Genomic DNA, 25,131 nt, shown 5'->3' with positions numbered 1-25,131 from the left:
GGGAAGATAGTTTTATATACTTTAGGTTAGATTTATTTAATTATTTAGTGAAATGCGAAAATTGAGTTTGACACCAGGAATAGAAAAATCTATAATTAATTAACATACCGACCGGTCGGTAACTTGCTTGCAAGGAGAATATTGAATATTATGAACACTCGCAATCAAATATTGAATTCCGCAGTACAGCTATTTGGAACAAAGGGTTACCACGCTACTTCCATACAAGACATCTGCCGGCTTGCGGGAGTGAGTAAAGGGGCGATATTTCATTATTTTAGCAATAAAATTGAACTGTTGTTTGAAATCCATGAGGTGATAATAGACATCTTACTGGATAAATATAACAATGTTTTGGATCACTTTGAAAGCAGCCCAACCTTGAAATTAAAGCAACTGGTTAATATATCGGTTGAGCTGGTGGTTGAATATAAACCTTACATAGCAGTCCTGTTCCGGGAATATAAAAATTTGCAAAACGACGATCATTATTTCCTTATTACCAAGGCCAAACGCGACCAGTGTGAGAGTGTCGTTCAGGAAGTTATCCGGCAGGGGGTGACAAGCGGGGAGTTCAGGCAGGATATTGAACTTTCCATAATGGCCAAGTTATTTTTTGGGGTATGCAACTGGACGTATATCTGGCTGGATCCCAAAGGCCCCTTGACCCCCCAACAAATATCCGATAGTATTTGGCAGTTATTTATTGGAGGCCTGGCTGCCGGTCCACAAAATTGCACAAACCATAATCTCACGTAAACAAAAACGAAGGGAGAATGAATAAAATGAGAACAAGAGCCCAGTACATTGAAAGGTTGGGCAAAATGAACCGCAATTTATACTGCAACGGGGAAAAAATTGACCGGTTGGATGAGCGTCAACAAGGCGCTATAAACGTCATGGGCTTCACCTTTGACGCAGCCTGGGATCCTGAAAGCAAAGACCTTTGCACGGCCACCTCGCACCTCACCGGAGAGACCATCAACCGTTTTAATCATATTCACCAGACCCCCGAGGATTTGCACAAAAAACAAGATATGACCCGTTACCTTTGCAACAAAGTGGGGCATTGCATTCAGCGTTGCATGGGCGTCGATGCCGCCAACGCCATTCACGCGGTTTCCTATGAAGCCCAAAAATCCCCCCGGGCTAAAACCGCCTACCACGACAACTGGCTCAAGTGGTTGGAACGTTTCCAAAGGGAGGATCTGGTGGCCAGCTGCGCCCAGACCGATGTTAAAGGCGAACGTCTGAAGCGGCCATCCGAGCAGACCGACCCCGACATGTATGTGCACGTGGTGGAAGAGCGCAGCGATGGCATCGTTGTGCGCGGCTCCAAAGTTCACATTTCGGAAGCCTCTATTTCCGACGAAATACTGGTGGTCCCCAACCGGGCCTTAAAGAAAGGTGAAGAAGCCTATGCCGTTTGCTTTGCCGTCCCTTCGGACTACGAAGGAGTAAAGCAGGTAGTCCACTTCCACAATTACCGTAAACGAGACTATTACCAGAGGGGGATTGAAACAGGCTACACAGACTCCTATGTAATATTTGACGACTGTTTTATCCCCTGGAAGCGGGTATTTTTATGCGGGGAAACTCTCCATGGCGGCATAGCGGCACTACTGTTTGCCCTGTTCCACCGCCATTCCTATTCCGGGTGCAAGCCCGCCATGCTGGACTGTGTAATTGGTCTGGCCGCCCTGGCTGCGGAAATAAACGGCATTGAAAAAACTCCGAACGTGCGCAGAATGTTGTCCGAACTAATCATGACCGGTGAGCTGGGTTACGCGGCCGGATACACGGCCTCCGCCCTGGGTAAACCCGAGGTGTACATGCCCGGCGTGGGTAATGTGCCCTACGGGCCGGGTAACTGCATACCCCACTCCATCTATGCCAACGTGGGCAGGTGTTTGACCGGTGAGGCAGTTTTCCATGAGCAAGAAATTCTTTGCACCATTGCCGGTGGTATGCCTGCAACCTTCCCCTTTGAAAAGGATTTGATTAATCCTGAAACCAGGCCACTGCTGGAGAAATACCTCAACCGGAATCCCAAAATGCCCATTGAGGACCAGATCAAGTTTTGGCTCACTTTCATTGATTATAATCTGTCCAGCTCTGCGGGCACATCAACTTACGGGGCATACCACGGCGGCGGTTCCCCCATCATGGAGCAAATTGCCATCACCAGCCAGTACGACATAGAGTCCAAAAAGGACATCATCAGAGCCCTGGCCGGTATGAGCCCGCGGAAAAAATAAAGCACCGGGAACAACTACCCTTTATCTACGAAAAGCATAAAGAGCCTGCAACTGCAATGCGATAGTAGTTGCAGGCTTTCTTATATCATTAATGAAACTTAAAAAACATCAGTTCAATTCTTTTATTTTTTTGGCCAGCTCTTTTTCCAAAGCATTGATTAAATTATTCAAGTCTTCTTTAATAACCTGGTTGTTCTCTGTTTTCACATGTTCCTTTAGAATGTCTATCAATTTTGTCAATGACTCTATGTTCATTTTAGAAAATATACTTAGAGTATCTAAATTAGCGGCTATCGCATCTATTTCAATCTGCATCAAATCAAAGTAACCATCCGTAAAGCCGTACTTTTTATCCATCTCCCGTAAAGCTTCTTTGATACGCTGGACGATTAATTGTATATGTTCTTTTGATGTTCGATACATTTAAATCTCCCTATTCTCTGTTCTTAATACTAATAGCTTGTCCACAATCTTCTTAACCATCAACAAATCCCTGGTCACTTCCTCACTGTTATTATCCAATTCATTATTTAACAAGTTGCTGATTATTTCCAAAGTAGGCGGGCTGAGCTGTAATAAGGCATTTATCAGATTGCCCAGGGCGTTGGTTTCCTCGCCGAGTTCCGCCAGCAGTTTATACACTTTATTTACATCATCTTCTTTAACAATATCGGGGTACTTGCATTCTAAATGGTTTAATCTGGACTCCACATTATGAATTGAATTATAGATGTTTATTAATATGTTGTACACATGCTACACATCCCAACTCTTATTAAATTCTATTAGCAGCATAACACACAAACACTCGTTTGTACAGGTAATTTTGGAAAATTATTTACTTTTTTCAAATTAGTTTTGCTTTTTCAAATTTTAATAAACTACGCAAAAAACACGCGCAGAAACCACTTTCTTAATGATACCGGGTTGGCCGGCTTTTGGGATGCTCGCGTGGGTGCAGGTGTTGAAAGGTTTCAATCTTTCAACACCCGGCACCAAGGCCTGTTTTTCAAACAAATACTTTAAATGGCTTTGCACTTTGGCAGAAAGTAATTTTACTCTTCCAACGAAACAACAACTCAAAATTTTATTTTTTTGATATAATAATACATTGACCAACGTTAATATACCATCTTGCCAACAGGAACAAGAATCAATTAGATATTCTACAGCAGGAGGACAAATATGCCAAAAAGAACCGACATCAACAAAATATTAATTATTGGTTCCGGGCCCATCGTAATTGGACAAGCCTGTGAATTTGATTATTCCGGCACCCAAGCCTGTAAAGCTCTGCGAAAACTGGGTTACGAGATAGTTTTGGTCAATTCAAATCCGGCCACCATCATGACTGACCCGGAAATCGCGGATGTAATTTATATTGAACCGCTAAATGTGAAAAGCCTGTCCAACATAATAGCCAAGGAACGTCCCGATGCACTGCTGCCCAATTTGGGCGGCCAATCGGCCTTAAACCTTTGCTCCGAACTGGACAAAGCCGGTGTTTTGGAACAATACAACGTTAAAGTAATCGGTGTACAAATCGATGCCATTGAACGCGGCGAGGACCGCATTGCCTTTAAAGAAACTATGAACCGGCTGGGTATCGAAATGCCCCGCAGCAAACCGGCTTATAGTGTTGAGGAAGCCGAAAAAATTGCCCAGGAACTTGGCTATCCGGTGGTTATTCGACCTGCTTACACCATGGGGGGCACCGGTGGCGGGCTGGTCTATAATGTGGAAGAGCTAAGAACCGTGGCCAACCGGGGAATTTCCGCCAGTATGGTCGGCCAGGTACTGGTGGAGGAATCGGTACTTGGCTGGGAAGAGCTGGAGCTGGAAGTTGTCCGGGATGCCAAAAATCAAATGCTCACCGTTTGTTTCATTGAAAATATTGACCCCATGGGGGTGCATACCGGTGATTCCTTCTGCACTGCCCCCATGCTCACCATTAGCCCCGAACTCCAGCAGCGATTGCAAAAATACGCCTATGCCATTGTTGAAGCCATAGAGGTCATCGGCGGTACCAATGTACAGTTTGCCCATGACCCTAAAACCGGCCGGGTGGTAATTATCGAAATCAATCCCCGCACCTCCCGTTCATCTGCCCTGGCCTCCAAGGCCACCGGTTTCCCCATTGCCCTGATTTCGGCCATGCTGGCCGCCGGCCTCACCCTGGACGAAATTCCCTACTGGCGGGAAGGTACCCTGGATAAATACACTCCTTCCGGCGATTACGTGGTGGTCAAGTTTGCCCGCTGGGCCTTTGAAAAATTTCCCGGCTCCCAGGATAAACTGGGTACTCAGATGCGCGCAGTGGGTGAAGTGATGAGCATCGGCAAAAATTATAAAGAAGCTCTGCAAAAAGCCATCCGCTCCCTGGAAATAGGCCGTTATGGATTGGGCTTTGCCAGGGACTTCCACCAGCGCCCCCTGGAAGAACTGTTGCAAATGCTGGCTGAACCAACCAGCGAGCGCCAGTTTATCATGTATGAGGCATTGCGCAAAGGCGCGAGCATTGACCAACTGCACCGTTTAACACATATCAAGCCCTGGTTTATCCGGCAAATGCAGGAACTTGTGCTGCTGGAGGAAGAAATCCTAAAGTACAAACAGGGACAACTGCCGGATGAACTACTGATCCGGGCCAAAAAAGACGGGTTTGCCGATCGTTATTTAGCCATGTTGCTGGACCTGCCGGAAAAGGAAATCCGCCGGAGGAGAACAGCACTGGGAGTGGTGGAGGGCTGGGAAGCCATTCCGGTCAGCGGCGTGGAAAACGCGGCTTATTACTTCTCCACCTACAATGCCCCGGATCAAACCACCGCCAGTGACCGGCCCAAGGTGATGATCCTGGGGGGAGGCCCCAACCGCATTGGCCAGGGTATTGAATTTGACTACTGCTGTGTACACGCTGCCTTTGCCCTGCGGGATATGGGCTTTGAAACGGTGATTGTCAATTGCAACCCCGAAACAGTATCCACCGACTATGACACATCGGACAAGCTGTATTTTGAACCGCTGACCGTGGAAGATGTGTTGAGTATATATGAAAAGGAACAGCCCCTGGGGGTAATCGTACAATTCGGAGGTCAAACCCCCTTAAATATTGCCAATGAACTGGCTGAAGCCGGGGTCAGGATCTTCGGCACCTCCCCCGATACCATAGACCTGGCCGAGGACCGCGACCGGTTCCGCCAGATCATGGAGAAACTCGATATACCCATGCCCGAGTCCGGCATGGCGGTAAACCTGGAAGAAGCGCTGGCCATCGCGGACCGGATCGGCTATCCTTTGATGGTACGCCCGTCATATGTTTTGGGCGGCCGCGGAATGGAAGTTGTTTACGATGAAAATATGCTCCGCCAGTACCTGGCCGCGGCTGTGGGGGTTACCCCGGAAAGACCGATACTCATTGACAGGTTTTTAAATGATGCCATTGAAGCAGAGGCGGACGCCATTGCCGACGGTACCCAAGCCTTTGTACCAACGGTAATGCAGCATATAGAGCTGGCCGGCATCCACTCCGGAGACTCGGCCTGCGTAATCCCCCCGGTCAGTATCCCGGCCAAACATGTGGCCACCATTGTGGAATATACCCAAAGGATTGCCCGGGAACTGCAGGTGGTGGGCCTGATGAATATGCAGTACGCCATTGCCGGTGATAAGGTTTATGTTTTGGAAGCCAACCCCAGGGCCTCACGAACCGTGCCCCTGGTATCCAAGGTTTGCAACATCCGGATGGCCCGTATAGCCACGGAAATTATGCTGGCTGAACAAACGGGTAAAGAATCCCCGGTAAAGGCACTGAAAGCCAAAAAAATTCCCCACTTCGGTGTCAAGGAAGCGGTCTTCCCCTTTAACATGTTCCAGGAAGTTGACCCGCTGCTGGGACCGGAAATGCGCTCTACCGGAGAAGTGCTGGGCATTGCGGACTCCTTCGAACTGGCCTACTATAAAGCCCAGGAGGCCACCCAGTCTCCCCTGCCCGTATCCGGCACGGTGCTCATCAGCGTCACCGATCAGGATAAACCGGCCGCCCTGGAAACAGCCAGGGTGTTCACCCGGATGGGCTTTCGTATTAAGGCCACGGAAGGAACCCATAATTTCCTCAGGGAAAATGGAATTCCATCCGAAGAGATTAAGAAATTGTTCCAGGGGCGTCCCAATATAGTGGACGGCATTAAAAATAAAGAGATCCACCTGGTTATCAACACCCCGTCCGGAAAACGCAGCCAGCATGACGACTCATACATCCGTAAGACGGCCATTAAATATAAAGTACCCTATATCACCACCATGGCTGCGGCCCTGGCCAGTGCCAGGGGTATCGAGGCATACAAAGAAAACAATGCCCGGGTTAATTTGAAATCTTTGCAAGAGTATCACCGGGATATTAGCGAGATCCTGTAGCTATGGCCACCACCGGGCATAATAAGAATAAGAGAAGCACGTTGAGGTTAATCAACGTGCTCCTTTTATTAAAGGCAGTTTTACAGTGAACTTTTTAAACCAAAATTCATACCCGTATACGATGTATGGCGGCATAATTACCTTTATACTTTAATGTAACAAGCTTTTTAAAAGTAAGCATTGTTTTTGTTTTGGTATGGCCGGGACAACGGAAAAAGACGGAAGCGGTATTTTTTAAATGTAATATACAGGTGATTTTTTTTGGGGGGGTGTTCCTTTGTATAAAAAGGTTTGCACTTTCTGCCGCGGGGAATCTTACTCTTCTTATCATGGTCACTGGATATGCCCGTACTGCGGAGCTGACCTGAGCGCTGTAAAACCGCAACCTGCCGGAAGGATTAATAATAACTTGGAAGTTTGTCCAGAGCCGAATACCATTTCCCACGGACACGGGAAAGCCCTTAATACCCGGCCGGGAAATCCGGTAGGCAATTCGACAAAGGTCAACGGCAGTCACCATAAAAGTGCACGGATATACTATTTGCAACCGAAAAAAACGTAAAACACCCCCGCATATGGTTGTATAAGGGGAGAGCGTTAAAGTGAAACAACTAAATGATCAGAAGCAAGAGAACCGTATCCATGCTTCCTTAATAAACCGACAGTACCGGTTCGGAGGTATATATATAATCATTATCTTGTTTAAGCAGGTTTCTAATTAAAAATTTGTTGTCACCAGCCGAGAATCTACCGGTAATTGCTATTTTATCCCCCGGAGCAACATAAGGCACCGCTTTGGTTTTATTGCCCACATACTTTTTAAAGCTGCACAAGACCGGCTGCCCCTGCTCATTTTCCACTTCCAATTCACCTGCAACGGCAAAAACCCCTGACTGGTTTTCCACTTCCCAGACCGCTTTTTTCACCACGCCGGTGAGGCTGTCCTCTTCGGGAATGCGGGATTCTTTGAGCATATTGTTTATTTTGCTGGTATTCATCATCAATAATGGTAAGAAAATAAAGACAATGGGGGTCAAACACAATATCATGATGGTAATCCAGCCGTACCACTGAATTAACTTTTCCTTTTCTTCCCGGGGGGTTGGGATTTTAAACTGCATTTTATTTTCCACGCCCTGTGCACCTCTTACTTCATCTAATCATCATTACAGTACAAGGATGTTCCCTGGCCAACCGTTCCTTTACCCGGCTGGAGGTATTGCCCGGCCCGGGTTCTTTGGTACCCAACACAACTAAATCATAATCGCCTTCCTTTATTTCGGCCATTATCTCATCAGCCGGTTTTCCTTCTCTCAATTTTAATTTAAACTTTACATTACCAAAACCGGCTTCCTTGCTAATCACGCCGGTAATCTTTTCCACCTGCTCCCGGGCAATTTCATTAACATAATCAATAAAACCATACTTTGCTGTAAAGGTTAATAAAGTATCCACTTCCCCGTAATGAATTAATCCGGTTTCCTTGACTTTAAGTAAAGTAACCCGTGCTTTTGCCTTTTCAGCCAGCAGAAGGGTTTGGTTAATCACACCGGCCAGATTCACTTCTTCACCGTGCAGTGCCACCAGTATGTTTTGATACAATTTTACCCCTCCAATAAGGTTGCCAAAACGGGCAGGTGGACTTTCGCCTCACCTGCCCGTTATAATTTCAGGCTACAACCTTCGCAATACCTACCAGAATCAAACCAAGGACAATTACGGCATAATCTTGCCTGCGGTGTTTCATATCGTCCTTTCTGGCTTCTTCCATGGAAACTCTTTTATCTTCAGCCATTTATGATAACCCTCCTCATCCCTATTAGATCGGCAATATCAGCATAACAACGGCCAGGGCCAGCAGTGCTTTGATCAGTGCCACAATAACACCTAAAATGATACCATCTTTACCGGCTGCCTTCATATCAGAGAACTTGGTGGTCAAGCCAATGCTGGCAAAACCAAGGGTAAAGGCGTAATCCATGAATAGTGCACCGGTCTTGAGCTCTTCCTTGGTAAATACACCGGCGGTATTCAGGGCCATCACAGCTATAAAGGCCAGCACAAACACCGGAAATTTATCCAGAACAAATTGGGTCTTGTTAATTTCGCCGGCTTCCTTTGACTTGTTACCCAGGACTTTCATAACAATGTAAAGTACCACAAAGGGAAGCAGCACCACTCTACCCATATTGTAAATACCGGCCACCAGACCGGCCTCTTCACCAAAGGCAAAGCCCGCGGCCAGCACCTGTGCCGAGTTGACTATGGATACACCGGCCCAGGCACCAAATTGCGCCTCGGTTAAACCAATGGCTTTACCGATGGGCGGCAGGATAAATAACATGGCTAAACCAAAAATTAAGATGGAGGCAATGGCATAAGCCATTTCTTGCCCTTTGGCCCGGATAGCCGGACCGGTGGCCACGGTGGCGGATACGCCGCAGATGGAAAAACCAGAGGCCAGGCAACCACCTAAACTGTCAGAGAGCTTAAACCTGCTTTTCAGTGAGAACATCAGCCATACCGTACCAAACAGGAAAACAGTGATAAAAGCCATACTGACAGCGCCAACCTCAATTAGACTGGCCCAGGTATACTTCATACCCATCACCACAATACCTGCCTTGGTGAATACCGTTGAGTATTTAAGGCCGGGTTCAAGGAGAGTTGGTACACCGATGGTATTTCGTATTAACATACCAAATATGATAGCGATAAATACATAATTCAAACTGAGCGCTTCCCGCGCACTGCTGTAATTGTCTTTCAGCCACCCATCAAAGGTAATGGACACATAGGTCAGTAATACAACCAGGATTAAACCGGGTATTGCCTCGGTTATTTTATTACCCAAACTTGGTTCTCTTACTGTTGCTGTTTGAGCCAATTTTTTGACACCCCCAAATTTTTGTCGATTCAGCTAAAGTAATGCTTGATAAACAATAAGGCTCTTTTAATAAACTTTTTAAATGACTAGGGATAGATTTACCGAGCTTAAGCCCTCCCAAAATTAAAGCGCCGCTTATAGTTAGTATAATATTTTCAAATAATCAACCAGTCAATTGCATTGGACCGCTATGATAATAAAAGCACGGTCCCTTGGACAGTGCCCTTCAAAACAGCGGCGAGTTCAGTTTAAAATAGTGACACTTTGTGTTCAAAAAACGGCAATATTATACAAAACACCCGCCTGTTTGCGAAAAACAAGGCGGGTGCAATGATACCAATGATTATATTATATGGATACATTACGATATTACTTTCAGTTAAAATTTCGGCAGCGTTTGCCAGTACTGCCAGTCGAAATGCATTACTGAACCCCAGAATCCCCAGGACACAATGGCGCATACTATCACCACGGCCAGACCGTAAACGGGCAGGCGCCATGTTGCCTTACCCTCCAGGGCAATGGGCAGGGCCATGGTACCGGTGGCACTGGGGACCATAAAGGCAAAGTTAACAGTATAGCCCATCATCAGCAACCAGGGGATCGGGTCTGACCAAAGTAAAAAGCTCCATAATAAAAAACCCCCACCCGGTTTGTTTACCGAAAACCAGGCGAGGGATTCATTATGTCAACATCTTTGTTCGAAATGACTTAACTGGCATTTCTTATTAAGGCTGCAGAAATCACAATGGGTCTTGTCTTGAAACCGGGGCAGGTTTTTACCGGCCCCCATCACCATAGCCATGGATTTGCGAGGCAGCATTAAATTAGATTCAGTTAGACTAAGCCCGATTTTTTCCGCCGGCAGAAGTTGAAATATGGATTGCATATCCGCCAGGGATGACCAGTAAGAATGGCCCGGACCCATGGGAAAACTAATTTTCAAACCCGTATCCCGGTAGTGCTCCTTTATTTTTGTCAGCGCCGTCAAACTGCTTTTAACGATAAGTGCCGTTCCAGCCGCATCCAGGGCATAGGCCTCCAGTGTCTTTCCAGATTGGCTGTAGAAATGCTCGCGTTGGTCCAGGGCGCTTCCCAATGTCATAGCGAAAATGATTAACCGCTCAGCCTTTCCCGCAACGGCCACCAAAAGGCTGCTGGTTAACTTCTGTCCTTGTTCCAAAAAGAGTTCCCGTTCCCCGGCTCCCAGTATACCCACCTCCCGCCAGATGATAACGGGACGTGCCAGCAAGGCTGCTTCCGCCAGCATCCGGCGATATAGAGAAACTGTGGCGGGACGGGGAGGACGTTTACGATAATCGGCCCCTTGGGCCTGAAAAAGGTCTTCCACCGTCACATCAGGCAAGCCTAACTCCCAAATAACTGATTCTGTCACTACTTTAGTGCCACCCTCTTCTTTCTTCACTTGATTTTACTACTGCTGTTATAATTTCTTGCTAAAAATAAGTGCCCCGGGCGAAAATACTGTTAAATCGCGGGTAACTGCCCAGTTCCACAAACTCAACGTATTCGGCTATACCAGCGGCCCTGCGATATTCACCGGACGAAAGCAACGCCAGCTTGGCCCCGGTGCCGGCAGCATTGCCGATCATGGTAATCTTGCTTTCCAGCTCAGGTGGAATCAGCCCGATTACACAAGCACTGTGGGGGTTTAAATAGTTCCCGAAGGCCCCGGCCAGCAGCACCTCCTTAATATCGCCCGGCTCTACGCCCAGTACTTCCATCAATACTCTGATACCGGCCGCTATGGCTCCTTTGGCCAGTTGCAGTTCCCGAATGTCACTCTGGGTAATCATAACCGCTCTGCCATGGCCGGTTTCACCGGCGCCCGCCAGCACAAAGGCGGGCTGGCCCCCATGCTCCACAAAACAATCTTTTAAACCTGCCGCTTCGCCGGTTAATTGCTCCGGGGGCAATAATTTGCCCCGTTTATTAATCATACCCAGCTCCAGCAGCCCGGCCACCGTATCCAGCAGGGCCGACCCGCATATACCCAGCGGTTTTCCCCCGCCAATCACTGAATAAGACAGTCCATCTTGAAATTTAACGTGGTCAATGGCCCCATCAGCCCCCCGCATACCACAGCTTATCTGAGCCCCTTCGAAGGCAGGCCCGGCCGCAGCGGAACAGGCCACCATCCTTTCCCCGGAACCCAGGGCAATCTCACCATTGGTGCCGATATCTATAACCAGTTTGATATCCGCGCTCCGGTCCACCTCGGCGGCCAGCAGCACCGCTGTGGTGTCTGCCCCCACAAAGCCCGCGATATTGGGCAGCACGAAGACTCTACCCGCCGGGTTAATATCAATACCCAGTTCACCGGCGCCGGCCACCACGGGTTCACTGACCGCTGCGACATAGGGCGCCGCCGCAATATTGCCGGGGTTGATACCCAGGAAAAGATGGTGCATGCAGGTATTGGCCGCAATGGAAACACCATAGACCTGCTCCCTGGTAACGCCCGCTTTTTTCACCGCTTCCCCGACCAGTTTATTGACGGCTTCCACCACAGCGGTATGCAATCTGTTAAGACCGCCCTTCTCCCGGTTGGCAAAGGTGATCCGGGATATTACATCAGCACCGAACCTGGTTTGCGGGTTTAAGGTGGATACCGCACAGAGATCCTCACCGGAATACAAATCCAGCAGGTAACCCACTATGGTGGTGGTACCGATGTCAAAGGCCATGCCCAGCATAACCGGTACGGTATCATGCTCCTCAAGACCCGCCACTGTGGAACCGTGCATTACAGCAGTAAGGCGATGTCCGGCCCGGCGGGCTGTATCCGGCAAACGACGCAGTAAAGCAACCGGTATCTCCAAACAGGCAGGGTTGTAGCCCCGGCCGGCCAGGCTGTCTTTAAGGCGGTGCCAATCAGAATGCTGGGCATCCAATGACGGCTCGGCCATCTCGACAAAAATTTTTTTCAAGTGTGGCTCAATCCGGTATGTCCTCTCCCCGGAAGTCATTAAAATATTGTGCTGCAGCTGCCTGGGTAATTCCACAGTCATATGGCCGTGCACTCTGGCCTCACAGGCCAGGCGGATACCTGCTTCCAGTTCCCGGGGCTGCAAAAGCTCACTTTCGGTGGCGGTGGGGTCACCGGTCCCCGCCGGCACATGCACCCGGCATTTACCGCACTTGCCCCGGCCGCCGCAGGGGAAGTCAAAGTCAATACCCGCCAGATCCATTGCTTCCCTGATGGTGCTGCCTGCCTGTACCTCCACGACCAGGTCCCCGGGCAGAAAAATCACTTGATAACTATTCAATTCTGATCACCCGCTCTTTACTTACTTGCTGGTTAAAAACTAAACTGCACCGTATTTGATGCAGCTTGGTAACAGTTATTGGCTTGCTCCTTGCAATTTAATATAGTCTCCCCGGTAGTAGGTGATCCCCATGCCAACGGGCTTGTTTTCACTGTTGTAAAGTTTCTGCTCCACCACCAGCAGAGCCAGCTCATGGTAAATATTCAAGTATTTTTTAATTTCTTCACCGGGCACCGCAGCATAAATGGTCAATTCTTTTCGCAGCGCCAACAAGGGGACACTACCGGACAGCATTTCAGGAAAAGTGGCGTGGGCAATCTCTTTTTCTACAATGGGCATCCCCTTTTGGTAAAGCAAATATTTAATATCATAAGCCACGGGAGTGCCGTCGGTATAAAAAAGCCTGCGAATCAAGATCACATTTCTGTTCCTGGTAATCTGCAGTTCCCCGGCCAGCTTATCATCGGGCATGATGATGCTTACTTCCAGCAGTTTGGTTTTATCCACACTATTAATGGAGTTGTTCATTTCATCATAGCAAATGCAATACTTGTTAAGCTCCGGCTTTTGGACAAAGTTACCCTTACCTGGAATGGAATAAATATACCCTTCGTTGGCTAAAATAGCCAGACCCTTTCTTACTGTCATCCGGCTGGCCCCGTACTCTTCACCCAAAGCCTTTTCCGAGGGAATGGCATCACCGGGTTTTAACACTGCGTTACTGATTTTTTCTCTAATATCCTCCACTATGCGCAAGTAAACCGGGCTAACCATCCATTGATTCCCCCATCCAGGCCTGGCAAATCTTTATCCCCTGCGAGGCATCGCTGGCAAAGCTATCCGCACCGATGTACAGGCACGTTTCCCGGTTTAAATGGTTGCCGCCCACAATGATCTTGACCCGGTCCCTGAGGCCGGCCTCTTCAAAATTAGCCACCACTTCTTTCATTGTTTCAACAGTTTCGGTTAACACACCGCTGAGCCCCAGGATATCCGGCTTGTATTCTTCGACTTTCTTGACAAAGGATTCCTTGGGGACATCCACCCCCAGGTCAATAACCTCAAAGCCATTGGCTTCCAGCATACCTCTGAAAATGTCCTTACCTATATCGTGGATATCGCCCTTGACAGTGCCCAAAACAACCTTACCCGTTTTGTTGAGATGGCGGGTGTGGAAATGCGCGGTCATTTGATCCAGTTCCAGTACCTGCTTGAAAATAAGTCCCGCCATGATTAAATCGGCAATAAAATATTCTTTGCTTTCGTAAAGTCTACCCACCCGGTTCATACCTTCGTTGACCAGGTCCAGCAAATATAACGGATCCATGCCCCCATTCAACAATTCTTCCGCCAGGGCAAGTACTCTTTCTTCATCCAGCTGTTCCACCAGTTTAATTAACAATTGTTCTTTGCCGCCGGAGCTTTCCATTTATCTCGCCCCTTTCGAACCCCCAACGTTATATTTAACCCCTGCATAACCGCTCCAAGTGCTATACACTGCCCTGGAGGGCCTGCCGGGCCGGCACATGCCGCGCCATACCGAAGTGGCTTATATCCACCGTACCCCCCCTGGGAACCACGCTAAACTCCTGCCCGTGCGGTCCCGTGAGCAGCTTTTTCAAAAACCAGAGACCGCCTTTGGACACCACCGTTTGCAATCCGGTGTTTTGGGCCAGTTCCCGTACCTTGTCTAAACATCCCTCCACAGGGTAAGCACCGGTATCTATAAGCATGAAATAACGGTAGTGTTTGAGCATTACATTAAATAGCCGGCGGGTCCTTGCTTCGCCATAACGTTTTATAGCGTGCTCGTATTCCACAAATATGCTTTTGGAGCCTTCCATCCATCCCCGGGTCAGAAAATATGTTGCTTTAGGACGTATAAAGTTTTCACCGGGCCGGGTTAGTACCATGGAGATACAATCTTCCGTCTTGGGAATAATTAAATTGGCACTTGTGGCCTTCAAACCCACCAACCCCGAACCGCAGCAGCCATAGGCAAATAATATGTTTCGTACCCCGGTTTGTCCGTCTATTTCCTGCTGCAGTTTAGCCCTTAGCTGGTTGGGATCGTTATGATAGTCAGATTCCACCCAGATCACCGGATACCAAAGTCCGGTTTGCCGCATGGCCAGATCCAATTCATCGCGTAGCGTTTGACAAGCAATAATTACATCGCTCATAAAACCATCCTCGCACGCAGATAGGAAGTATATACAGGCATATACTTAAGTGTATATTAGATTTAGCGGTTCCTTTTGTCAACTGAAATGTTCGATAGGGCTTTATTTACATAGCTTTGGCCAAATCGGTGCCAACCTTCACCCGTGAACCGGAACCCAACTCGGGTAACAGCAATACCACCACACTCACCAGTAACAAGCATAAACTGCCCAGGGCAAAGAACAACGTGTAGTTTTGACCTGCCAGCGGCGAAATGATAAAGGATGGTATGCAAACTCCGCCAACCACCTGGAGGGTACCAATAATCCCCCCGGCACTCCCGGCATAAACCGGGCCTATCTCGGGCAACAGCATAGGGAAAGACATCAGGATGGGCGCGCACATGCCCAGCATAACTCCGAGCGTGGCAAAGAGCACCGCCATAGCGGCCCCCTGGGGCACCAGCCACGCCGAAATTCCTGCACCTGCCCCTAAAATTGCCACCAGGGCCAGGAAGGGTCTTAATTTACCCGTCCGCTGGGAAATAACCGGCCCCAGAATACTGCCCACAACCGTGCCAAAGGTGACGATGGAAGCCACAAGCCCGGCCGTAGCCGGGTTCATGCCCTGCTCGCTGTGTAAAGCATTGGGCAAAAATCCGGTAAAGGCCATGGACGAGCCCATAAGGAACATTAACGCCACACCCACCAACCATACGTTTTTACTACCGGCAGCCACACCGATGTATTTAGTCACCGGCATAACGGGCAAATCGGGAGCACCTTCGGGTTTGGCCTTAATAAACAGAAGCCACAGTAACCATATAATTAGCATGGCTACCCCTGCGGTAATAAAGGCGCTTTTGGTACTGGGAAACAGGGCCGAGGTGGCCAGGGCTACCCCCATGCCCACACCGGTGGCGGAGAAATAGACACCCATGGCCATGCCCATCTGCTCTTTGGAGAACCATGCCCCCAGCAGTTTTGGCGCGTTGGCATTTAAAAAACCAGGACAAATACCGGCTAAAAACATAAGCATGAATAATTGAAGGAAATTTTCCGCCGAGAAGCGGAAAAAAGTCCCCACTATAGAGAACACAAACCCAACGGCAACTACTCTTTTGACGCCCCACCGGTCCGCCAGGGCGCCTGCCGCAAAGCTGAAGAATAAACCGGCCAGCATGGGAGCCGTCAGCACCATTCCATACTGCCCGGGGGTTAGATTAAAATCAGGTATAATTTGATAGGCCAGCGCTGAAATCTGGAATTGTGCAGTAAGCGCTATACACATGGTTGACCACATAATCAGTAAAATTACCCAGCGATATGGCGATAACAACTGCTTGGCGTGACCAGTCATAATTTATTCAACCCTATCCATTTATTGTTTATTTAATAGATAATAAAGAAAACTTGGTTCAGGTGGGGTTTTGACCCATACGTTGGGGACATACCTCCGACCCGGAGCCATGACTCCAAAAAGGAGGTATGGCCCCCGGCTGCCAAACCATAGTCGCACTTATTTCGAGTTTGTCACCGCCAAGGCTCCCGCCTGTAGAGGTGGAAGTCTTGGCGGCGGTTAACGAGATTATTTTATAAAACGCAGTTGTATGGTGGCCGGTAGTTGTGCCACCAGACGGAACTACAGCAGTAGAAAAATTACAAACTCAAACATCATATCTTCGTAGCTTTGCATTTTGGGCGCCATTGCCTCGGCTTGCTTGGCGTCTATTTCCGGGTGCTGGGCTTTGTATTCTTCCCAGGTTTTATAATACTTGGTATTCAGTTTAACACTCATTGCAATACCCCCTAATAATTAGCATTGTTAGCCACGTAATCCAGCACCGCCCGGGCGTTTTCCACGTTAATACTGTCCAGCGTAACCGGAGCTTTATCAAAATCGAAGAAATATTTACCGCCCGGTGCCAGTATATCAATAAGTTCCTTGGCTTTATCAATGCACTGCTGTTTGGTCCCGGTTTTTAACAATGAAAGGGGATAGAAACCCGATATGATATGTTTTTTACCGAGCTTTTCCTTAACCAGCTTGGGATCGCCGTATTCAAACCTCATGATGGTGTTCTCGGGTAGTTCATACAAGTAATCAAGATAACGCATCCAGTCCTGCTCGACAAAAAGGTTTGACGGGTAACCCGCTTCGGCCAGTGCATCAACCAATCTCTTAAAGGTTGGCCAGTAGAACCTTTCAAAATCCGACGTGCGCATGAAAGGTGCCATGTGCAGCGGTATAAAGACAGCGTTATATTTGGATGGCGGAATCGCCGGTATACCTTTTTTAATCATAATGGGGGTGGCGGCCTCAGCGGCTGCCTCCACTTTATCCGGCATCCTTCTGATATCAGTGGAGATTCCTTTGAAGCCCCTCAGCTGGTCAGCCACAAAATCCAGGGGAGCCTCGGTAAACCCGGCAAAAAAGTTCACTCTGCCGTAACCGTACTTTTCAATGAGCCTTCCGTAGGTCGCCTGGGCATTGCCCATTTCGTCAAAGAAAGCCTTAAAAGCCTTGGCCATGGTCATGGCCCGGGTGTTGGCATCAGTATTAAGCTCAGTATATATACGGGGCAGTATCTTCTCCACTATGCAATCATAGGGGTTGGCAATAAAATCATCGTAATCTTCCCGGGCCATACCTTCAATTTCCGGGTGTTGCAAAAAACCACTGGAGCCCATAACAAAGTTCCTTGCCCCCAACAGCTTATAGAAGGAAGGAAATCTGAAGGCGTTTACAGGAAGTAAATCCGAGTAGAAGTCCTGACACACTTTATCAAATGTTTCTTCCAGGTGAGAGGTATCCCACTGGGCTTCGGTCAAATCTTTGCCCGCATATTTAATGGCAAATTCAATGGGAAAACCCATTGCTATGGGCACCCTTTTGGGGATCTTACCGTCTATCAAATCGTGAAACAACTGAGTTCTTTCCTGGGCCAACGCATTGGCATCAGTCATATCAATTCACCCACCTTTATTTTTTTAATTTTTCCGTGTATACCCGCCAGGCCGCCTTTTATTTCTTTATATGTAAGCTTTGCCGCTTACTATAAGTACCGGGTTGTTGGAATTATCATAACCGGGGCTTTCCCGGGGCAGTGCTTTGTACCGGTCTTGTCAGCTCACCCACTGCTGGCACATCTTAACTCCTTCGGCAGCGTTGGTTGTAAACGCATCCGCGCCAATCATCCGGCAGGCTTCTTCCGTAACCGGGTTGCCGCCGATAATTACCTTCACTTCATCGCGCAATCCCGCTTCTTTAAGGGCATCCACAGTTTTTTTCATGGAATCCAGGGCCAGGGTGAGCACACCGCTCATGCCCAGTATCTCGGGCTTGATTTCTTTAACCTTTTCCACAAAGGTGCTGGCCGGCACGTCTATACCCAGGTCGTGAACCTCAAAACCGGCTGCCTCCGACATGCTCTTAAAAATGTTCTTGCCAATATCATGCAAGTCGCCCTCCACTGTTGCCAGAACGATTTTGCCCGATTTAACGTTACTTTCAACGCTCATAACCGGTTTTAAAATATCCAGTGCCGAGTTGAGTAATTCCCCGGCGAAAATTAAATCGCCCACGAAATACTCCTTGGCGTCAAACAAGTCGCCCACAATACCCATACCTTTCTGGCAAGCGCTTACCACCGCTTCGGTTTCTTCGCTGCTGGGATTGGTGGCCACAAATTCCTTGAGCATATCCAATACCTTGGGCTCGTCCAGGTCTCCCACCGCTTTGGTTAACGCTTGTAAGTCCAACATTAAAAATCTCCTCCTTATTATCATCATTGAAGCAATGGGGCGGTTCTTTTGCTTCTAAAAAGCTCGCTTTCGTTTGAAACAGGGGACGGTTCGATTATTTCCGAGAATCCACTGTCCCTTAATTTTCTTTGCCGCCAGAGATGATTTTTGCTTATTATCTCCTTAAGCATATTATTTTAAATATTTAGATTTAAAAATATGGGTCCCACAAATGATATATTTACATGTATATACATGTGCATTTAAAAGGGGCCGCTTTATTAATTTTCTGCGGTCTCACGCTTCATTACAAAACGATTGAACTTACTCAATTCCGTTAATCAGTTCTGTTTAGTCCTGTCCGGTCCAATTTTATTTTTCCTGTAAGCATTGGAAAAGTTACGGCAGTACCTGTCGCGACCCAGCAACGCTTCAGTGGCTAAAAGGGTGGTTAATATATCCCTGTTGCAAGGGTCCAGTATAGCCGAGTCCATACCGGCATAGATAGCAATGGTTAAAAAATGCGAGTTGATAATTTTTCTAAGGGGCATACCAAATGATATATTACTTAAACCTGAGGTTACCTTAATGGTGGGGTAAAGTTCTTTTACCGCTTTCAGTGTCTCAATAAAATTTAGTAGAGAGCTGTTATCAGCTGATATCGCCATGACCAGCGGGTCAATATGAATTCTATCTGGGGCAATATCGTACCTCCCGGCCTTTTGTACTATTCTTTCAGTTATCTCAACCCTGGTTTGCACATCGGAAGGGATACCCTTTTGGTCACAGGTCAACGCAATAACCTGCCACCGGGTGCCCTGAATCATGGGGAAAATTACTTCGCATTTATCACCCTCTTCAGATACCGAGTTAATAATGCCAGGCGCTTTAGCGGACTTGAAAACCTGTTCTATGGCCCTGGGATTGGGACTGTCAATACACAGGGGTGTATCAACAACATCCTGTACAATATCCATCAACCATTTTAAAGTTTCCACTTCAAACTCGGGTGCTGTGCCGGCGCAAACGTCAATATAATCAGCACCCGCATCAACCTGCTTGACAGCCAGGTCCCGAATGAACTGTTCATCCTTATTTTCGATGGCCTTTTTTACACTGGGGATGGTTCCATTGATCTTTTCACCAATGACAATCAACTTGAGAACTCCCTTCTACAGCTAACCTGTAAATTTTGGTCTGTACACGTATATACATGTGTATTTACATATATACTACCACCTGAGCTCATTTTGTCAACAGTTAACTATCAGATAAATGAAAAATTTCATTTATCGTCTTAAGGCCGGAAATTATAAATCCCCGCTTTGATCAAAGTGGGGATTTAATAAGACCGGGCTAGTATTCTTTTAAAAGATTAATATATTTTTCCCTGCATTCCCAACTGCAAAAATAATGCCTGGTTTCATCTCCAGCCAGTACATAGGCGTCTGATTTGGGTAAAGTACGTCCACAAATATTATCAGTTACCATTTCGATTTGTTCTTTTACTTGAAGCTTTAATTTGGCGTTCTCTTCTTCTATTTTTTGGGCTTGCTTCCTGGCCCGGGAAATGGCCATATAATTAAATATACCGTTTATTATCAAGAAAATTAATAAGAAGTTTAATATACTTTCTACAACACCCATATATACACCCCATTTCGCAAGTATATTTCGTTAACGCCTTTTTAATATCTTTTTGAATACTTCACAGGTTCTTTCTATTTCTTCCGCAGTTATATTATCAAACTGGCTTACTAATAATTTAAACCTTTTGGCCTCAATGTCGGATAGCAAAGTTTTTCCACTTTCGGTTACTTTAAGCCACACGATACGCCTATCCTTATCGGATCTGTCCCGTTCAACCCAACCGTTTTTACACAGCCGGTCCAAAATAGTGGTGGCGGCGGACGGAGAAATGTCCAGGATATGAGCAATATCGGCTGCTTTGCAGCTTTCCTTGGTGGCAATAAGTTTAAGCAAAAAAAATTGCGTTGGGGTGACAAGATCATGCAAAAGTTCTTTAAGCTGGCAGTTATTGCTCTTAAATAACTCCTGCAGCAATGTATCGAATTCAATTAATTTTTCCCTCTTGGCCACGGCATTTCTCCACCTTTTTGTGCTTATGTTAATTATAAACCGCACCAATAATTGTGTCAATTAATCATTAATAGTATTAATAATTTATCTACAATTAATACAATGTAAAAGTCATGGGATTAATAAGTTAAAATCTTATTAATCCCATGACTTTTAATCTAATTTCCCCTAATTCCTACTGCCCCATTGCTGCCGAAACCGGCTCAAAAATTCACGTGTTCTGGGATTCCTCGGGTTACCCAAAATAACTTTGGGAGGGCCTTGTTCCACAATTCGACCTTTATCAATAAAAATAATACGATCCGCAACATCCCGGGCAAAATCCATCTCATGGGTAATCAACAGCATGGTTGTTTCGCCTTCGGCTGCTATTTCCTTAAGCACTTCCAGCACTTCACCCACCAGTTCAGGGTCAAGGGCTGACGTAACTTCATCAAACAGCATAACCTTCGGCCGCATTACCAGTGCCCGTGCAATGGCCACACGCTGCTGCTGTCCCCCGGATAACTGTGAAGGGTATACATTGAGTTTATCCCCCAGTCCAACTTTATTGAGCATATCAACAGCCCTCTTTTCGGCTTCGGCCCGGGGAATTCCCAGCACATGCACAGGGGCTTCGGTTATATTTCTTAATATAGTCATGTGTGGGAAAAGGTTAAACTGTTGAAAAACCATACCTATTTTACTGCGAACCCGGCGTATATGTTTTTCATCAGCGGGAACAAGTTCTCCGTTTACTTCCTTATGCCAAAGGGGTTCACCATCCACAATTATTACTCCAGAAGTAGGTTGTTCAAGGGTCATTAGCATGCGCGCCAGGGTGGTTTTTCCGGAACCACTGGAGCCAATTACCGCAACAATTTCTCCGGCGGCAATATCCAGATCAATTTCGCGGAGTACTTTAAGATCACCAAAAGATTTACTAACCTTTTGATAACGGATAACCGGCTTATCTACCAGGGCTGAAATCTCCCCGTAATGTTTTAACTGTACAGCTTCGATAACTAACACTCCTTTCCCGTTCGTGTATGAAAACATTCCTTTGGAATTTAATCTAATCCGGCCTGTATATTCCCTACCACCGGTTTAGCCGGGCTTCCAAACGGCGAATCCCCACCGATGAAATATAACTCAACACCAGGAACATCGCTCCCACCATGGTAATAGGTTCTATATATTGGAATGAACGAGATCCAATTATTTTCGCAGCTTGCAGCACCTCAACCAGTGTAATGGCAGAAAGCAAAGGGGTATCCTTAAACATGCCGATTAAGTAATTCCCCATCACCGGAATCACCGGAGGAATGGCCTGCGGAAGAATAATACTCAGCCAAATGCGACTAAGCGAAAAATTCAAGGCTGTAGCCGCTTCCCATTGCCCACGAGGAACGGCATCGATCCCGGCACGATATACCTCAGAGAGATAAGTACTATAGTGGAGACCGAGCCCAATCACCCCGGCGGCCAGGGGTGAAAGCATAATTCCGCATTGGGGTAAAACATAAAAAATAAAATATAGCTGTGCAAGTAAAGGTGTACTTCTTATGAATTCAACAATCCCCCCCGTTATCAGGGAAATAGGTTTGAAAGTTGAACGCCGGGCGAAGGCCAGTAGCAGGCCTAAAACGCAAGCAAGCAAAAAGCCCAAAAATGTGGCCACAATGGTTATCTGAAGTGCTTTTAATAGTTGAGGCATAATGGAAAAAGCATATTCCCAATCCCACATTTGCTAAGCCCTCCCCTTGGAAAATTTACTCTCCAACGTCCGAACACCCAATATAAGAGGGTAGGCGATGATAAAATAAATGATTAGTACCAGGCTGAATACCTCTGTAGTGCGAAGAGTGGTTACGCGTAACTGTGCCCCCATAAACATTAAATCACCAAGTGTTATAAGAGACACCAACGCCGTTCCTTTAAGCAATTCAATGAGAAGGTTCCCAAAAGGAGGTAGCATAGTCAAAAATGCTTGTGGTAAAATTATCCGGTGCATTATCTGAGTAGGAGTCATGTTCAAGGCGATTCCCGCCTCGGTTTGCGACTTGGGTACAGCTAGAATAGAACTGCGTACAACTTCAGAACCATAGGCACCGTAATTCAAACCCAAAACAAGAACTCCAGCGTGCATTGCCGCTAACTCCAGGCCAAAGTGGGGTAACACAAAGTAAGCCCAGAATAACTGTACCAGAAGCGATGTCCCGCGAAAAAATTCAACATAAGCAGAAGATACGACACGAACCGGTCCGTATTTGGAAAGCCGACCAAAACCCACAACAAATGCTATAATTAATGCCAAAATTGATGAAAACACAGTTAATTGCAATGTTACAACAACCCCGGGCAATAATGCCGGGAGGAGGTCCAAAGGTGGGCTAATGGGAATCACTCTCCTTTATGCAAGTCCACATTTCTAGTTTATCGCCCTCCAACTCCCGCCTATAGTGGCGGGACTTAGAGCGACGGTTAACAAGATAACCCGAAGGTCATAAAGAAGCACCTCCGGGTTGAAATTTTTTTACCACATTTCCAGGGCTTCTTCAGCCGTTACTTCACCGGGCAGTTCATGTTCCGTAAATCCGAAGGACTGGTAAATTTCCAGTAATTCACCTGATTCCTTTAGCTTGTCAAGTTCAGCGTTATAGGCTTCACGGAAATCATTGTCCTCCGGGCGAAAAGCAGCGGATCCAAAGGCTTGTTGACTTTTCCCATCCACAACCGCTATAGTGAAATCTTCTACTCTCTCTATGTTGGGGTCGTCAATGGTATCCATCAAAGATTGCAGAGCAGCACTGGTCATCGTAATAGCATCCACCCGGCCAGCTTGTAACGCCGCCAGAGCTGATGGTTGATCGGGAACGGTGGTTATTTGTTCCTCGGAAACTCCCACGGCTGTTAAGTGATCGAATTCAGCGGCGCCGGCCATAACGGCAATTTTTACTTCCGGATTGGCGGCTATATCTTTATAGCTGTGCAAGTCATAAGGGTTACCCGCCTTAACCGCTAACCCACCACCAATGGTATACTCGGGATTGGCAAACGCGACTTGTTCAGCACGATCCGGGGTAATATACATACCGGCGGTAATAACGTCGAAACGACCTGCCTTTAGACCGGGTATAAGGGAACCGAATTCCGTTAAAACACCTTGCATTTCCTCAATGCCCATCCTTTGCAGCACCAGGCGAGCTATCTCCACATTTAAACCGGTAAGTTTACCGTCAGGAGTAGCATAAGCGAAAGGTGATTCATTCGCAAAACCCACAGAGATATAGCCTTCCCTTTGAGCCCGCTCAAAAGTAGTTTCAGTAGCTTCCGCATTCCCATCTGCTCCGGCGCTGGAGGAATTGGAATTACACCCGGCTAAAACCAGGGCCAAAACCAATAATAAAGAACAAAGAATAGCTGTTTTCTTCACGTTATTTCTCTCCTTTCATGATATCAAGCTTATGTTCCCGGCGACCAACTTTGTCGATTCAACCAAGTTGTCTGGTTGAATAAAAAAATTTGCCAATATTTTTTAGGATATCAATAAAACTTTTAGCTTGTCAAATGACCAATATCTTATATTGTCAAGCATAAGATTGAATATAAGAGCTGATTGGTTTAAATAAACGATCATCAAAAATTCCCCCAAGCTAAAGAGACCGTGCGCAACGGTCTCTTTAGCTATTCTTAAATTTCTTTAACCAGTATGGATGTCAAATTCCGGTTTATATCACTGTGGCTGCGCATTAGGGCTATTTCTTCTTCTGTTAACGGAAATATCATTAGTATCAATATATCAGGCCACCAATGCGAAGTAAGGAAGATTATATCGAACAGTTTCAATCTGGTACTTAAGTCACCCAATCGGGTGACTTAAGTTTTTTGGGGATTATGATATCTTTATACTATAACTCTAATCGAGGGAAGGGAATCTTATCTATATAGCCCCTTAAAAGGATTTGAGTCTTATCCCTAAATGATATAAACTTTAATCAACAGAAGGGGGATAAGAATGCAGCGCAAAAGATACCCTAAAGAATTTAAAGAACAATTAATTCAGGAAGCAGCGGAAACCGGCAATGTTGGACAAGTAGCTAAACGCCATGAAATAAGCCCCAAAACCCTTTACCGCTGGATTAGTGATTCAAAACACAAAGCGTGGGAGTATACAAGCAGCGGTGCAAAGAAAACAGCAGTTTACGTACCCTCACCTCAAGAGTTTAAGCAATTGGAAAAAGAAAACAACCAGCTCAAAAAAATCCTGGGCGAAAAGGATCTTGAAATCGCCATAT

27 protein-coding genes are annotated in these 25,131 nt (G+C 46.8%); 4 read left to right on the top strand and 23 right to left on the bottom strand.

Going from position 1 to position 25,131, the window contains the following annotated elements; genetic code table 11:
• Positions 1-150 precede the first annotated feature (150 nt).
• Together LX24_RS12310 and LX24_RS12305 are read left to right on the top strand one after the other, a co-directional pair.
• On the top strand, positions 151-759 hold the full coding sequence (locus tag LX24_RS12310) for a TetR/AcrR family transcriptional regulator (RefSeq protein ID WP_166512457.1): 609 nt from the start codon (positions 151-153) through the stop codon (positions 757-759).
• 26 nt (positions 760-785) lie between these two features.
• Positions 786-2,258, top strand: coding sequence for a 4-hydroxyphenylacetate 3-hydroxylase family protein (locus LX24_RS12305; RefSeq protein ID WP_166512456.1), 1,473 nt, complete (start codon positions 786-788; stop codon positions 2,256-2,258).
• Positions 2,259-2,366: 108 nt separating this feature from the next.
• Here LX24_RS12305 and LX24_RS12300 read toward each other — a convergent pair whose 3' ends face one another.
• Together LX24_RS12300 and LX24_RS12295 are read right to left on the bottom strand one after the other, a co-directional pair.
• Entirely contained in the window at positions 2,367-2,681 is a 315-nt protein-coding gene (locus LX24_RS12300; protein ID WP_166512455.1) for a hypothetical protein, read from the bottom strand.
• Complete coding sequence (locus tag LX24_RS12295; protein WP_166512454.1) at positions 2,682-3,011, bottom strand: hypothetical protein; 330 nt, start codon at positions 3,009-3,011, stop codon at positions 2,682-2,684. It abuts the gene before it with no gap.
• Positions 3,012-3,443: 432 nt separating this feature from the next.
• On the opposite strand from LX24_RS12295, the gene carB reads away from it, so the two are divergent.
• Positions 3,444-6,671, top strand: coding sequence for a carbamoyl-phosphate synthase large subunit (gene carB / locus LX24_RS12290; protein WP_166512453.1), 3,228 nt, complete (start codon positions 3,444-3,446; stop codon positions 6,669-6,671).
• Positions 6,672-7,321: 650 nt separating this feature from the next.
• Here the strand turns inward: carB and LX24_RS12285 are convergent.
• The 21 genes from LX24_RS12285 to ehuB form a co-directional block, all read right to left on the bottom strand.
• Complete coding sequence (locus tag LX24_RS12285; RefSeq protein ID WP_166512452.1) at positions 7,322-7,792, bottom strand: hypothetical protein; 471 nt, start codon at positions 7,790-7,792, stop codon at positions 7,322-7,324.
• 31 nt (positions 7,793-7,823) lie between these two features.
• Complete coding sequence (locus LX24_RS12280; protein ID WP_166512451.1) at positions 7,824-8,273, bottom strand: universal stress protein; 450 nt, start codon at positions 8,271-8,273, stop codon at positions 7,824-7,826.
• A gap of 67 nt (positions 8,274-8,340) precedes the next feature.
• A complete protein-coding gene (locus LX24_RS15195; protein ID WP_279233221.1) occupies positions 8,341-8,466 on the bottom strand; it encodes a hypothetical protein in 126 nt (41 codons plus the stop codon).
• 24 nt (positions 8,467-8,490) lie between these two features.
• A complete protein-coding gene (locus tag LX24_RS12275; protein WP_166512450.1) occupies positions 8,491-9,558 on the bottom strand; it encodes a YeiH family protein in 1,068 nt (355 codons plus the stop codon).
• A 379-nt stretch (positions 9,559-9,937) separates the two neighbouring features.
• On the bottom strand, positions 9,938-10,147 hold the full coding sequence (locus LX24_RS12270) for a hypothetical protein (protein ID WP_207706607.1): 210 nt from the start codon (positions 10,145-10,147) through the stop codon (positions 9,938-9,940).
• Between the two features lie 99 nt (positions 10,148-10,246).
• Entirely contained in the window at positions 10,247-10,954 is a 708-nt protein-coding gene (locus LX24_RS12265) for a vitamin B12 dependent-methionine synthase activation domain-containing protein (protein WP_166512448.1), read from the bottom strand.
• A 61-nt stretch (positions 10,955-11,015) separates the two neighbouring features.
• Complete coding sequence (locus LX24_RS12260; RefSeq protein WP_166512447.1) at positions 11,016-12,848, bottom strand: ASKHA domain-containing protein; 1,833 nt, start codon at positions 12,846-12,848, stop codon at positions 11,016-11,018.
• A gap of 75 nt (positions 12,849-12,923) precedes the next feature.
• Positions 12,924-13,622 (bottom strand): GntR family transcriptional regulator, encoded by a 699-nt coding sequence (locus LX24_RS12255; RefSeq protein WP_166512446.1) that lies wholly within the window; start codon positions 13,620-13,622, stop codon positions 12,924-12,926.
• A complete protein-coding gene (locus LX24_RS12250) occupies positions 13,615-14,277 on the bottom strand; it encodes a cobalamin B12-binding domain-containing protein (RefSeq protein ID WP_166512445.1) in 663 nt (220 codons plus the stop codon). Before LX24_RS12250 ends, LX24_RS12255 begins: the two co-directional genes overlap by 8 nt.
• Before the next feature lie 61 nt (positions 14,278-14,338).
• Positions 14,339-15,031 (bottom strand): DUF1638 domain-containing protein, encoded by a 693-nt coding sequence (locus LX24_RS12245; RefSeq protein WP_166512444.1) that lies wholly within the window; start codon positions 15,029-15,031, stop codon positions 14,339-14,341.
• 106 nt (positions 15,032-15,137) lie between these two features.
• Positions 15,138-16,370 carry an MFS transporter gene (locus LX24_RS12240; protein ID WP_166512443.1) on the bottom strand — a complete coding sequence of 411 codons (1,233 nt, stop codon included), beginning with the start codon at positions 16,368-16,370 and terminating at the stop codon, positions 15,138-15,140.
• 282 nt (positions 16,371-16,652) lie between these two features.
• On the bottom strand, positions 16,653-16,808 hold the full coding sequence (locus tag LX24_RS12235; RefSeq protein WP_166512432.1) for a hypothetical protein: 156 nt from the start codon (positions 16,806-16,808) through the stop codon (positions 16,653-16,655).
• Positions 16,809-16,819: 11 nt separating this feature from the next.
• Positions 16,820-17,977, bottom strand: a complete 1,158-nt coding sequence (locus LX24_RS12230) for a uroporphyrinogen decarboxylase family protein (RefSeq protein ID WP_166512442.1) — start codon at positions 17,975-17,977, stop codon at positions 16,820-16,822.
• 159 nt (positions 17,978-18,136) lie between these two features.
• The gene (locus LX24_RS12225) at positions 18,137-18,775 is read right to left on the bottom strand and encodes a cobalamin B12-binding domain-containing protein (RefSeq protein ID WP_166512441.1); all 639 of its coding nucleotides are present in this window, start codon (positions 18,773-18,775) and stop codon (positions 18,137-18,139) included.
• 320 nt (positions 18,776-19,095) lie between these two features.
• Positions 19,096-19,911, bottom strand: coding sequence for a methyltetrahydrofolate cobalamin methyltransferase (locus tag LX24_RS12220; RefSeq protein WP_166512440.1), 816 nt, complete (start codon positions 19,909-19,911; stop codon positions 19,096-19,098).
• A 199-nt stretch (positions 19,912-20,110) separates the two neighbouring features.
• On the bottom strand, positions 20,111-20,401 hold the full coding sequence (locus tag LX24_RS12215) for a transcriptional regulator (protein WP_166512439.1): 291 nt from the start codon (positions 20,399-20,401) through the stop codon (positions 20,111-20,113).
• Between the two features lie 30 nt (positions 20,402-20,431).
• On the bottom strand, positions 20,432-20,854 hold the full coding sequence (locus LX24_RS12210) for a MarR family winged helix-turn-helix transcriptional regulator (RefSeq protein ID WP_166512438.1): 423 nt from the start codon (positions 20,852-20,854) through the stop codon (positions 20,432-20,434).
• A gap of 168 nt (positions 20,855-21,022) precedes the next feature.
• Positions 21,023-21,865 carry an ectoine/hydroxyectoine ABC transporter ATP-binding protein EhuA gene (gene ehuA / locus LX24_RS12205; RefSeq protein ID WP_279233220.1) on the bottom strand — a complete coding sequence of 281 codons (843 nt, stop codon included), beginning with the start codon at positions 21,863-21,865 and terminating at the stop codon, positions 21,023-21,025.
• Positions 21,866-21,929: 64 nt separating this feature from the next.
• Positions 21,930-22,580, bottom strand: a complete 651-nt coding sequence (gene ehuD / locus LX24_RS12200) for an ectoine/hydroxyectoine ABC transporter permease subunit EhuD (protein WP_166512436.1) — start codon at positions 22,578-22,580, stop codon at positions 21,930-21,932.
• A gap of 3 nt (positions 22,581-22,583) precedes the next feature.
• Entirely contained in the window at positions 22,584-23,231 is a 648-nt protein-coding gene (ehuC, locus tag LX24_RS12195; protein WP_166512487.1) for an ectoine/hydroxyectoine ABC transporter permease subunit EhuC, read from the bottom strand.
• A gap of 138 nt (positions 23,232-23,369) precedes the next feature.
• The gene (gene ehuB, locus LX24_RS12190) at positions 23,370-24,269 is read right to left on the bottom strand and encodes an ectoine/hydroxyectoine ABC transporter substrate-binding protein EhuB (protein WP_166512435.1); all 900 of its coding nucleotides are present in this window, start codon (positions 24,267-24,269) and stop codon (positions 23,370-23,372) included.
• 582 nt (positions 24,270-24,851) lie between these two features.
• Here ehuB and LX24_RS12185 point away from each other — a divergent pair.
• A partial coding sequence (locus LX24_RS12185) for a transposase (protein WP_166512434.1) occupies positions 24,852-25,131 on the top strand: 280 nt, incomplete at its 3' end.

This window comes from Desulfallas thermosapovorans DSM 6562 (assembly GCF_008124625.1).
In the GTDB taxonomy this organism is placed as follows: domain Bacteria; phylum Bacillota; class Desulfotomaculia; order Desulfotomaculales; family Desulfallaceae; genus Sporotomaculum; species Sporotomaculum thermosapovorans.
This window is presented reverse-complemented; position numbering and strand designations above follow the sequence as displayed.

Excerpts from the sequence above, each read along its gene's own strand:
- LX24_RS12225 (WP_166512441.1), bottom strand. The coding sequence starts at position 18,775 with ATGTTGGACTTACAAGCGTTAACCAAAGCGGTGGGAGACCTGGACGAG.
- LX24_RS12240 (WP_166512443.1), bottom strand. The coding sequence starts at position 16,370 with ATGACTGGTCACGCCAAGCAGTTGTTATCGCCATATCGCTGGGTAATT.
- LX24_RS12215 (WP_166512439.1), bottom strand. The coding sequence starts at position 20,401 with ATGGGTGTTGTAGAAAGTATATTAAACTTCTTATTAATTTTCTTGATA.
- LX24_RS12235 (WP_166512432.1), bottom strand. The coding sequence starts at position 16,808 with ATGAGTGTTAAACTGAATACCAAGTATTATAAAACCTGGGAAGAATAC.
- LX24_RS12230 (WP_166512442.1), bottom strand. The coding sequence starts at position 17,977 with ATGACTGATGCCAATGCGTTGGCCCAGGAAAGAACTCAGTTGTTTCAC.
- LX24_RS15195 (WP_279233221.1), bottom strand. The coding sequence starts at position 8,466 with ATGGCTGAAGATAAAAGAGTTTCCATGGAAGAAGCCAGAAAGGACGAT.
- ehuD (WP_166512436.1), bottom strand. The coding sequence starts at position 22,580 with ATGTGGGATTGGGAATATGCTTTTTCCATTATGCCTCAACTATTAAAA.
- carB (WP_166512453.1), top strand. The coding sequence starts at position 3,444 with ATGCCAAAAAGAACCGACATCAACAAAATATTAATTATTGGTTCCGGG.
- LX24_RS12300 (WP_166512455.1), bottom strand. The coding sequence starts at position 2,681 with ATGTATCGAACATCAAAAGAACATATACAATTAATCGTCCAGCGTATC.
- LX24_RS12250 (WP_166512445.1), bottom strand. The coding sequence starts at position 14,277 with ATGGAAAGCTCCGGCGGCAAAGAACAATTGTTAATTAAACTGGTGGAA.
- LX24_RS12270 (WP_207706607.1), bottom strand. The coding sequence starts at position 10,147 with ATGATGGGCTATACTGTTAACTTTGCCTTTATGGTCCCCAGTGCCACC.
- LX24_RS12310 (WP_166512457.1), top strand. The coding sequence starts at position 151 with ATGAACACTCGCAATCAAATATTGAATTCCGCAGTACAGCTATTTGGA.
- LX24_RS12285 (WP_166512452.1), bottom strand. The coding sequence starts at position 7,792 with ATGCAGTTTAAAATCCCAACCCCCCGGGAAGAAAAGGAAAAGTTAATT.
- LX24_RS12245 (WP_166512444.1), bottom strand. The coding sequence starts at position 15,031 with ATGAGCGATGTAATTATTGCTTGTCAAACGCTACGCGATGAATTGGAT.
- LX24_RS12255 (WP_166512446.1), bottom strand. The coding sequence starts at position 13,622 with ATGGTTAGCCCGGTTTACTTGCGCATAGTGGAGGATATTAGAGAAAAA.
- LX24_RS12305 (WP_166512456.1), top strand. The coding sequence starts at position 786 with ATGAGAACAAGAGCCCAGTACATTGAAAGGTTGGGCAAAATGAACCGC.